Annotated in this window: 10 protein-coding genes; 7 read left to right on the top strand and 3 right to left on the bottom strand. The window is 39.5% G+C overall.

The genetic code is table 11. The features are described from left to right. Positions 1-9: 9 nt before the first annotated feature. Complete coding sequence (locus tag J2T16_RS26560; protein WP_244159393.1) at positions 10-708, bottom strand: NPP1 family protein; 699 nt, start codon at positions 706-708, stop codon at positions 10-12. A 567-nt stretch (positions 709-1275) separates the two neighbouring features. Here J2T16_RS26560 and J2T16_RS26555 point away from each other — a divergent pair. Beyond that, entirely contained in the window at positions 1276-2160 is an 885-nt protein-coding gene (locus tag J2T16_RS26555; protein WP_499019798.1) for a diacylglycerol kinase, read from the top strand. Positions 2161-2355: 195 nt separating this feature from the next. On the opposite strand, the gene J2T16_RS26550 is transcribed toward J2T16_RS26555, so the two are convergent. Further along, entirely contained in the window at positions 2356-2499 is a 144-nt protein-coding gene (locus J2T16_RS26550) for a hypothetical protein (protein WP_499019795.1), read from the bottom strand. Between J2T16_RS26550 and rlmD the strand changes: the two genes are divergently transcribed. Further along, positions 2499-4028, top strand: a complete 1530-nt coding sequence (gene rlmD / locus J2T16_RS26545) for a 23S rRNA (uracil(1939)-C(5))-methyltransferase RlmD (RefSeq protein WP_499019793.1) — start codon at positions 2499-2501, stop codon at positions 4026-4028. The two genes, J2T16_RS26550 and rlmD, sit on opposite strands and share 1 nt — an antisense overlap. On the opposite strand, the gene J2T16_RS26540 is transcribed toward rlmD, so the two are convergent. Next, on the bottom strand, positions 3938-5500 hold the full coding sequence (locus tag J2T16_RS26540) for a recombinase family protein (protein ID WP_499019791.1): 1563 nt from the start codon (positions 5498-5500) through the stop codon (positions 3938-3940). The two genes, rlmD and J2T16_RS26540, sit on opposite strands and share 91 nt — an antisense overlap. 501 nt (positions 5501-6001) lie before the next feature. Here J2T16_RS26540 and J2T16_RS26535 point away from each other — a divergent pair. From J2T16_RS26535 to J2T16_RS26515, 5 genes are all read left to right on the top strand, one after another. Then, complete coding sequence (locus tag J2T16_RS26535; protein ID WP_499019789.1) at positions 6002-7102, top strand: ABC-three component system protein; 1101 nt, start codon at positions 6002-6004, stop codon at positions 7100-7102. Continuing rightward, the gene (locus J2T16_RS26530) at positions 7095-7601 is read left to right on the top strand and encodes an ABC-three component system middle component 2 (RefSeq protein ID WP_499019787.1); all 507 of its coding nucleotides are present in this window, start codon (positions 7095-7097) and stop codon (positions 7599-7601) included. The genes J2T16_RS26535 and J2T16_RS26530 overlap by 8 nt, the downstream gene beginning before the upstream one ends. Beyond that, positions 7594-9456, top strand: a complete 1863-nt coding sequence (locus J2T16_RS26525) for a P-loop NTPase family protein (protein WP_499019784.1) — start codon at positions 7594-7596, stop codon at positions 9454-9456. The genes J2T16_RS26530 and J2T16_RS26525 overlap by 8 nt, the downstream gene beginning before the upstream one ends. A 382-nt stretch (positions 9457-9838) precedes the next feature. After that, on the top strand, positions 9839-10441 hold the full coding sequence (locus J2T16_RS26520) for a hypothetical protein (RefSeq protein WP_499019782.1): 603 nt from the start codon (positions 9839-9841) through the stop codon (positions 10439-10441). Positions 10442-10452: 11 nt separating this feature from the next. Further along, positions 10453-11325: a hypothetical protein gene (locus tag J2T16_RS26515; RefSeq protein WP_499019780.1), complete on the top strand. Its 873-nt coding sequence runs from the start codon at positions 10453-10455 to the stop codon at positions 11323-11325. Positions 11326-11334 lie beyond the last annotated feature (9 nt).

The following is an 11334-nucleotide window of genomic DNA, read 5'->3' as shown; positions in this document are numbered from 1 at the left end:
TCTAACCAATTATCTAAACCAGGCTTTATTCAGATTGTTCGCAAAGTTGTTATCGTTAAATGGTACATTGGCGCTGCCAAAGTCCGTTGTATTCAGGGCATTACGTGCAGCTGGAGTCAGATCATCCCAACCGATTAGCGGCTGAGTTCCCCCAACTACGTTGGTTACACCAAGCTCGTGGTTGAGCGGCCAGGTGCTATTATAGGAGATTTTCGGATGATCGCCCTGCATATTGCTGTTGCTTGGTGCCACTTTGGTGAACTGCCCGTGACCTGAGTAGGCGATCGAGAGTACTTTCGGGTTGGCAACCGCCGGGTTGTCTACCCATACGACGATGCCTTCCCAATCATGCCGATGTCCAAATCCCGGAGATGGGTTGTCTTTAGGGAAGTACCATGCGTACATGATCGCCCAGACGCCATTATGCCAAGCAGAACGTGAATAGACCTGACCCAGGTTGGAGCCGCATCCGCCATTGTGTGATCCGGACGTTGCCAAACCTGCGCTGGTGTTACCTTGTGCATCAACGGCTGGGAAAGGCACGCATCCATGATAGACCTTCAGGAAAGGTTGGAAACGTTTGGCTGTGATTTGCGTGGCTGTTACGGGTGTGACTTCTTGAAAACCGACGACCTGGTCATGATTAATGACGGCTGCTTCCGCAACGGTGCCTATCGGTAAATAGGCGAGGAGGGTAACCATTAGCATCAGTACCAGTTTTTTGGTTTTTTGCATTGTGCAATTCTCCTTTGTAAACGTAGTAGAGTGAGGTCAGTTATGTATGGATGTGTTCTGTATATCCATGGTACTGGAAAAATATTGATTTAGGTTATATTTTTATATTGAGATTTGTAAATTTGCTGTATATTTTTGTCATAATATAATTAGTTGCGGACAGCAGATAGTATGGAGATTAATTCCGGTGCTAGCGGGCAGAATGGAAGATCAGTGGTTTTTTTGCAAAAGAAGATGGAAAGATCGGTTTCAAGATGACTTTGGCATGTTTATTAGGGTAAGGGACTTCGGGCGTTAGGATTTATGCAAAAATCACGGCTGGAATAGGCTAGGACATCTTTACATTTGATGATATGATAGAAGCAATAGCTTTTGGAATGGGACGTCATTCCTCTGGCATAGTTATATATAGTGTTTGGGCAGGATTAACGAAAGTTCATGGTTGTGTTAATTATAATGATGCCCCTTGGTGGACTGATGCAGCGTAAGAAGATGAGGTCATTCGGACTCATGGATAATGTGGAATAGGTGGCGTATCAGATGAAAAGAGCTCGATTAATATATAATCCGACTTCAGGCCGGGAAGAAATGAAGAAACGTCTAGCTGATATTTTGCAACGTTTGGATCAAGGCGGTATTGAGGCTTCGTGTCATGCTACAACGGGGGAAGGCGATGCGACCCGGGAAGCGGAACTGGCGATTGAACGCGGATACGACATGATTATCGCTGCTGGCGGAGACGGTACGTTATATGAGGTCATTAATGGTATGGCTGAGCGGGACAATCGCCCTCCGCTGGGTGTATTTCCTCTGGGGACGACCAATGACTTTGCGCGTGCGCTCGGGATTCCGAGACAATGGGAAGATTATGTGGATCTGGTTATTCAGCAGCAGACGCGCCCTCTGGATCTGGGCAAGGCGAACGATAGGTATTTTATCAACATCGCCGGCGGTGGATCGTTAACCGAATTGACTTATGAAGTACCGAGTCGTTTGAAAACGATGATCGGGCAACTGGCCTATTACATGAAGGGGATTGAGAAAATGGCTAGCCTGTCCCCGCAGGAATTAATCATTCGTGCGAACGGTCAGGAAGAAATTCATGATGAATTCATGCTGTTTCTTATTGCGAATACGAACTCCGTTGGCGGCTTCGAGAAGCTGGCTCCGGGGGCAACCATTGATGATGGGTTGTTCGATGTCATTGGTGTACGCAAGTGTAATCTAGCGGATATGATTCGTCTTGTTACTTTGGCGCTGCGCGGAGAGCATCTGAACGACAAAAAGGTTGTTCATTTCCAGACGAATCACATGGAAGTCAATTCCCCAGGTTATGTGCAACTGAATCTGGACGGCGAACTGGGCGGCACCTTGCCAGCAACGTTCACGAATCTAAAGCATCATCTGCAGCTGTTCCATCGGTAAATAAATGTTACAATGAAATAACGTTTCTGAGATTCGTTAGAATTTTGGAACGTTATTTTTGGCGTGAAGAAGGCAATTCTTTTATCAAGATTACGGAAATTACAGAAAAGCTCAGAACAGTTCAGAACAGCTATAGGTTAACTCACCGTCATTGCAGGCGGTGTACTATATAAGAAAGAAGTGAATGTACGTTGTCTAATACGAACCGCAGCGGTCGTGGAAAAAACCGCCGGAATTCGGCTGCTCCTCAAGGGAAAGGGAATGCTTCAGCTTCTCGTCAGCCAAGTCAATCAACGCAATCAAGTCATTCAAATCAAACAATAGCGTCAACAAACTCAATGAAATCTGGTCGTCCATCTACACGTCAATCGGGAAAAGAAACTTGGCAGAATGGTGCATCTGTATCCCTGTCTGGTGCACGTTCTAAAGGCAGAGCACGTGAATCCGCACCAATCGAAGGATTACCTGTTAGCAAAAATGAAGAAACCGTCATTGAGATTATTGGCATGAATCATGACGGTGAGGGTGTAGGCCGTGCGGATGGATACACGCTGTTTGTACAGGGGGCCCTTCCGGGAGAAACTGTGCGCGTGCGTGTCATGAAAACCAAGAAGCAGTACGGCTACGCCAAGTTGCTGGAAATTGTCAAAGCCAGTCCGGATCGTGTATCCGCGCCATGTCCGATCTACGATCAATGCGGCGGATGTCAGATCCAGCATATGAGCTACGCAGGTCAACTGGCGTGGAAACGTCAGCTTGTGATCGATAATCTGCAGCGCATCGGGAAGCTGAACGTGCTGGTGGAGGATGAGACGAACGAAGAAGATACAGCACACGCGATTCGTGTCCTGCCAACAATGGGTATGGACGAGCCGTGGCGTTACCGGAATAAGGCACAGGTGCCGATTGGTGTAACCGAAGGTGGTTTGGTAGGTGGTTTTTATGCCAAAGGAAGTCACCGCATCATCGATATGGAGACCTGTCTTATTCAGCACGAGCACAATGACGAAGTAGTGGCGAAGGTGAAGGAGATCGGCAGCCACCTCGGCATCAGTGCATACAACGAAGAAACTGGCCGCGGCCTGCTGCGTCATGTCGTAGTAAAAAAAGCGTTCCGTACAGGCGAGATGATGCTCGTTCTGGTGACGAATGGCCGGGATATTCAACATAAAGACGAGTGGATCGGCAGTATCCGCGAAGCGATTCCTCAGGTGGCGAGCATCTGCCAGAACGTGAACAAAAAGCAGACAAACGTTATTTTTGGCGATGAGACCCGTGTCCTGTGGGGCCGTGATGTAATCTATGATTATATCGGGGATGTGCAATTTGCAATCTCTCCACGTTCCTTCTACCAGGTCAATCCGGTGCAGACTGAAGTGCTGTATGGAAAAACAGTAGAATACGCTGGGCTGAGCGGCAAAGAAACTGTAATTGATGCCTATTGCGGCATCGGAACGATCTCTCTTTTCCTGGCGCAACATGCGGATCAGGTATACGGGGTAGAGATTGTGCCCGAAGCGATTGAGGATGCACGCAGCAATGCGATGCTGAACGAGATGAAGAACGTGAAGTTCGAAGTTGGCGCTTCCGAGGACGTCATCCCTCGCTGGAAGGAACAAGGCATCGAAGCTGATGTCATCGTCGTTGATCCCCCGCGCAAAGGCTGCGACCCTCGTCTGCTGGATACCATCCTTGAGATGAAGCCGGAACGTGTGGTATACGTGAGCTGTAATCCGAGTACCTTGGCACGTGATTTAAGAGTGCTAGAGGATGGAGGCTATCGTACCGTGGAGGTCACGCCGGTGGATATGTTCCCGCATACGGTGCATGTGGAGTGCTGTGCGTTGATAGTTAGAAGCAAAGAATAAGCAGAAGGGTTCGAGAATCTGTAGAAGATTCTCGGACTCCCGTCTGCTTTAATTTCGATACGATCGATCAATCTATGAAGAATTTCTGGCGTAAGCTCCTTGAAAGATAGGAACTCCTCAAGGTTCTTTTTTAAATCTGAAAAAGCTAACGTATCATCTTGAATTTGAAGCGATTCATCGTATTGGCATTTATTCAGCATTAGATCGTCTATTTCCTGATTTATAGAAGTAACGTATTCATCATATTCTTTTTTTTGCATATCTCCATCAAAATGCTTGTCATGAGCTTGTTTCTTCCGATTTTTCAACTTTTCCATTTGAGTATCTAATGTTCTGAGCACTTTTTCATTCTGTTGCTTTTGCTTCTTTAACTGATTCTCAAGTTTTTTAATCACAGCATCATTACTTAAATTGGATACAAGCATTTTAATATCTTGTAGAATAACAGAGATCAGATCTGCTTCACGAACGAGATGATCGGAACACTTTTTACTTCCATATTTATTATAACTACCGCACAAGTAGCCTTTGACATTCTTCTTAAAGTGCATACCACGCCCACAATCGGCACAATATGCGGTATTCGTAAATAGATGTACCTCTGATTGCGGTCTCGTCCGTTTTCTACTTTCAAGTAATTGCTGAACAATATCAAAGTCTTTTCTTGTAATAATTGGCTCGTGGGTATTTTGGACGATGATGAAGTCCTTCTGGTCTTTATAGTTCCTTTTTTTGTTCGTTACACTTTTAGTTGTAGATCGGCATTGCACCAAATCTCCCACATAATGGGGATTCGTAAGAATTATACGAATCGTAGATCCTCCCCACATATCAGAAGCATTTTTCTTTCCAGCAATTTGTGATGGCGTAGGAATGCCTTCTTCGTACAATTCACGTGCAATACAATCATGTCCTTTTCCCGCCAAATAGCCTCTATATATCCTTCTAACAATATCGGGAGTCGGGTCATTTTTTACATACAAGCGACCGTCTTTTAATTCATAACCAAGCGGCGGAATTGAACCTTTGAATTCACCACGTTGAGCTTTAAGTTTGAAGATCGTTTTTACACGATCACTAATTTTCTGCGATTCCTGCTCATACATCAAAGCATAAAACCCAAACATTTGAAGATTACCTTCGAGAGTATTAATGGCATTGTCTAACGTAATAATATCAAGGTTATGATTTAGGACAATATCTCGAATCTCGTAAGATAAGCCTACATTTCTTGCAAGTCTCGAAAGTTCTTTTGCCAAAATCATATCGAACTTCTTTGCTTTTGCGTCTGCTATAAGGCGTTGTAAAACTGGACGTTTTGAAGTTGTTCCTGATTCAATTTCAACATAAAAGTCGAAAACAGTCCATCCTCTTTCCGAAACGTATTTGAGAAATAGATTCTTTTGATTTTCAAGCGATGATTTCTGTTCTTCTTTGTCAGTTGAAACTCGTACATATATTGCACATCTCATGCGGCATTCTTCCTTTCGTCATGAGATGTGACCGTATTCACCTGATTATGATCGTAGTAGGACCTGACTAATCTGTCAACATTTTCGTCAATTAAAGCCTCCATAATGTCTTCGAAAGATAGTTTGTTTTCGTTATTGAATATTCGTTCGATTTGCATTTTAATTCCTCCTCCGATTATTTGGGTGTGAGTTGCATATTGGATAGTCGGAAGGATTCGATACACATTTCTTCCAGAACGAGTACGAACCGTATTTCTATCAATTCACCGAAGGAAATCTGCAGTATTTCGTTTAGATGAATTGAGTATATGAAAAAAATAAGCCTTTGTGTTTGAAAAACGGTCTTACCCCTGTCGGAGGTTTAGTGTTTTAAAGTGTTAAAATAATTATGGGTTGTTTATATTATTACTTAGGCCCAAAATTTGAGGAGGGATATTTAGGGAATCTGTCGAATTAGATAAGGTAAAATTAGATTCTGATGGATATATAGGGGACAATACTATGGAAGCATTAAGGGAAATAAATAAACCGAAGGTCCAAAATTTAACTAATCAACAAATCCTTTATGGGATGGCTATTACTATTCCTGCAATTGAATTGTTGTCTTTGTTTTCTGACGCAGAGTTTGAAAAATTTATTCAAGAATGGGCAACGGGATATCTACTTGAGATAAATGGATATAAGAAGGTGTATCGTAATGCTGGTGCAGGAGATAAGGGAAGAGATGTAGTAGCATGTCATGATGAGTTGGGTGAAGTATGGGATTGCTACCAGTGTAAACATTATGACCATGCTTTAGCTCCAAGTGATGTTTGGGTGGAGTTTGGGAAGCTATGCTATTATACTTTCAAAAATGAATTTACTATACCCAAAAAATATATTTTTGCAACTTCTAAAGGTATTGGACCCTTGCTTAAAACTTACATTCAAGATCCTAAGCAACTAAAAACAAATCTTATTATTAACTGGGAAAGACATTGTAAAAATAAAATAACTGATACTGAGATTGTAGAGTTAACTGGCAATTTCAAAGTCTACGTTGAGCAGTTCGATTTTAGTGTAGTGGGTTTTCTGGATCCGCTTGAGGTTATAGAACAGCATAGAAAGACACCTTACTATGCACCAAGATTTGGTGGCGGCTTTAATAAATTCCGAGAGGAAGCTATAACTCCTGATGAAACAGAAGAATCTGAGCTGATTTATGTAACAAAACTGTTAGAAGCATACAGTGAAGATAAGGGAGTAACCTTTAGTAATGCTGATGATTTAGCTGATTACAGTTTATATAACAACCATTTTAGTCGTGAACGAATCCATTATCATAAGGCTCAGTCACTTGCATCATTCGAACGAGATACATTGCCAGAAGGTGCAAACGCATTCGTTAAATTAAAAAAATCAGTATATATGGGTGTGATTGATACTGTTGAATCAGAATTTATAAGTGGTTTTGCGAGAGTTAAAGAGGTAACTAAAACAGCAAGGAGTCTACAGTTATCAGGCAATCCACTAATTTCTGTTGTGGAGGATGATGACAGGCATGGAATATGTCATCATCTTGCGAATGATGGCTTAATCGAGTGGGTGAAAAAGAATGAGTAATACCCAATACACTGAAAAATTGTTATTATTTAATTCAACCTTAGAAGTATCTTTAAGACTTCTTGTCCTATTAAGTCAAGATTCAAATAAAACCTATGATACAGATAGGCTTGTTATTCTTGATTATTTCATTTTACACGCAAAAGATATCGATTGTGAGCAAGAGAATTTGCACCCCTCACTACCTTTAAGAAGTTCAGAAATTATAATTAAAAGAAAATTGGTGTCTGAAGGATTGGAATTATTAATCAGCAGAGGTTTAATCGAGATTATATATAAGGATACTGGTATATATTATAAATCCAATAAATTAACGCATATGTTTACAAACCTACTGAAGAGCGATTATTTTAATAGGTTGAAGGGTTTATCTAATTGGGTAGTTGAAAAATATGGATCTTTTGATACTCCTGAATTAAACTCCATAGTAAATAAGAACATTCAATTATGGGGTGGGGAATTTGAATACGAATCCTTAGTGAGAGGTAAATATGAATAAATATGGATTGCTGATTGAAAGATTGATTTTATCAAATGGTAGCGAACAAAGAGAAGTTAAATTCTTTGAAGGGCTTAATGTTATCTCAGGTCCAACAGACACAGGGAAAACATATGTGTACCAATGTTTAAAATATTTACTTGGTTCAAATGATTCCCCAAAAACCATACCTGAAAATAAAGATTACAGTGACGCATATTTAGAGATTTTTTCTTATACCAAAGATTCATGGATTACTTTAAAACGAGAATTTAATACAAATAAAATACGTATTTATTCATGTGCTTTTGACAGAATTAATAGCGATACTGTTTACATTTCTGTTAATACAAGAGGAAGTTCAAATTTAATTTCCAGTAAGATGTTAGAATATATCGGGTTCATTTCTAAAGAAGAACTAAGAACACACGTTAAACAAGATAAATATAGAAAAATAGCTTTTCGTGATTTTTTGCATTTTTCTCTTATTGATGAAAAAGAAGTAATTAAAGATAAATCTGTTTTAACAACTGGTCAGTATACTTCGAGGACTGTAGAATTAAACGCATTTTTTTATTTTTTGACAGGGAAGTATACATCTTTTCTTACATATCTATCTAAACTTAAAGGTGGGAAGGAGAAGAAAGAAAAGCCTCAAGTTGATAAGTCAGATTATTATTTAGATCTATTAATTAATGATACACAAAGAGAATTAGATAGTTTAAATGTAGATGATAGTTCTTCAACTATTTCATTTAAAGAGGAACTCTTGTTTGTAACATCAGAGATAGAAGAACAAAGTAAGCTATTTAAAGAATCATTTGAGAATATTGAGAAACTAAAATCTAAAAGACTTATGAATCAAGAACTAATTAAAAGATTTACACTTTTGATGGATCATTTCAAATCCGATCTTCAACGTCTTGACTTTATATTAGAAGGCGGTAGTATTATTTCAAATCTTGGAGCAGAAAATTGTCCGAGATGTGGAAAAAAATTAGATGACTTTCACAATGATACTGACCATGATAAGGCTATAGAAGATATTAGTTATGAAATATTGTTCTCTTCGTATAGCTCTGAAAAAGAAAAAATAATATTGAATATAAATGATCTTAATGTAACAATAGAAAACTTAGAAATGGATAATCGCAAAATAAATGAACTGATACTATTAGATGAGAAAAAATATACTGAGATTAAACAAAATATTGATGATCAACTTAAACCAACTAAAGATTCATTACAAGAAAAAATCAATAATCAAATCGATGCCAAATTAATTAGGGCAAAAATGGAATACTTAAAGAATCTACTTAATAAATTGAATCTCCAAAGAGAGAATCTCATCTTACCTATAAAGCAAACAGTAGTTGAAGGAGAATCAACATCAGAAAATAAGGAAATAGTCGATGAAAGATTAGTGGAATTAACTAAGTTAATGAATGGCTTTTTAGTAGTGATGAAATTTCCTGAGCTAAATCCAGAAACAAACAATGTATCTTTTGATATTAAGGAATATGATTTCGTAATTAACGGTAAAGCACGCTCCGTTTATGGTAAAGGATTTAGATCTATCATTTATAGTGTGTTCGTAATAAGCTTAATGGTCTATTGTCAAAAAAACAATTTACCTCATACGGGATTTGTGGTCATTGATTCTCCTCTGACAACTTATCAAGAAGCAGGAGGGGATGACGATGAAGATAAGATTCCAGAGGAATTAAAAGTAAGATTTATAAATACTTTTACTAACATCAAAGATTCTCAAGTGATAATTTTAGAAAACAAGTTTTCTATGAATATTGACAATGAAAAAATAAATCTTATCAAATTTACAAAGGATAGACGAAATGGAAGATATGGTTTTATGTAATTTTCACTAAAAATGGAATATTTGAGAGTGGGATGGGGCTCCTATGCTTAATGCATGGAGCCTTTTTTTTGCGTTTCTCGACAATTGAGTTATACCGCCAACTGAGGAGTCTATAATACAAAAAAACGGGAAGAGGGGCTTCGCTCGTCGAGAGACTTCCAACTTCACCTTCTCCCTATGGGAGTATCGGTTCAGTAGGAATCTCTATCACTTCGTTGCATTCGCCTTTGGCGACCGTTCACCCTACGGGATTCACTATGAAACGAAGTGCGACTCGCTCGCCCCTTGGGAAAACCAGTTGCCCATTCTGGGCAAGCGTCTCTTTACGAGACGCAAATGTGAACCCATATCCCGCTTAAAACTTCAAAGGAGGGATACTGTTATGCCGAGAAAAAGCAAGCCTTATATCACGCAATTTTTTGAGCGTGATCGTTTAGCTTTTACCGCCCTATTCCGTACAGGGCATGTTAATTATGAGCATTTGCGTTATTGCGGTTTAGCTGATTCCAGAATCAAGAATTTGATACGGGATGGTCATTACGAAAAGGTAGTTTATAAGCATGCTGGTGAGGTTAAGGAATGCTACAAACTCAGTAAATTAGGACGTGCAATGGGATGTAGACTCTGGGGATTGGAAAAGCCATATCATGCTCAGAATCCAAAGCATGATATAGCGATTGCAGAAAAATATTTTAGTATTTCAGTAGAATGTCGTGATCAGTGGTCTACGGAAAGTCAGATTCGTGACAAGTTTCAGGGGCAATTAAATGATCTGCGAAATCAGGGGAAAGAAGAAGTTGCAAGGGTTTACGAGGATATGCTTAACAGAGGCTTAATATCGATGCCAGATGCCTTGTATGTCGACATAAACGGTACAGAGATTGCTTTTGAAGTAGTTACGAATACCTACGGACAAGATGAGATGAGGGCAAAAGAAGCACTCGTGGAAATAATGAATTATCGATACGAAACGACCAGAGTATAGGAGGTGAAATAATGGGTAATTCCAATGCAAATAAACAGTTTATTTGTGAACGGTATAGTGAATATTTATATATCATCTACCATTTCGGTAACAAGGTCATCCTAATTAAACAGCTCTATCGATATGCTCAAGAATTTGGCTTAGCAAATAGTTATTCAGCTTTCTACGGACATATTAAGCAACTGATTAATGCTGAAATCATACGAAAAGAAGCGTTTCTTGCTTATGGTAGGAAAACACAGCTTCAAATGCTGACCTTAAAAAAATTCGGAATTCGGTTTGTAGAAGGGAAGGTTAGTAGTCAATGCGTTGCGGCTGTTCCAAAGGCGAATTCAAATGAGCGTATTCTCGTTTCAATATTCAAGAATTGTTATATTTTAAATAAGATTATTCCTCGAATTTGCAAAGAAGGCGGAAATGTTACTTTTGAGCAAGTGATCGCCTTGGTTAATCAGGACAATAGCAACATGTTAAATGCCAGAAACCAAGGTGTTGAACTTCTGTATAAAATCCAAGATAGTTCAGCAGCACTGCATCCCTTTTTAAACATTAGTGAGATCAATTACGAAATTAACAGATTGAAAGAGATTAAGCATAAGCGTTCGATGGGGTTAAGAAAGGGGGCTATGGCATCGGAAGGTAAAGGTGTTGGAAAAGTATATTCAACTCCTGAGAGGGCATTAGCGGAGATTGTAAATGGAAATGAAATAGAAATGTGGATGGATAGCCGAATGTATGCTTCATTAAAGTCCCGAAAATTGGATTACTATTCAATTGATAGCTTGTTAAATGCTCATGTGGACCAATGTCAAGAAAGTAGACACTTACGCGACGGATTTGTCCGTAAACTTCTTCGCAAAACGAGTAGGGGAAAGATAACCTAGCGCACCATG

Source organism: Paenibacillus intestini, from assembly GCF_030803945.1.
GTDB lineage: Bacteria > Bacillota > Bacilli > Paenibacillales > Paenibacillaceae > Paenibacillus > Paenibacillus polysaccharolyticus.
The sequence above is the reverse complement of the archived record's forward strand: the minus strand, read 5'-3'. Positions and strand labels throughout refer to the sequence as shown.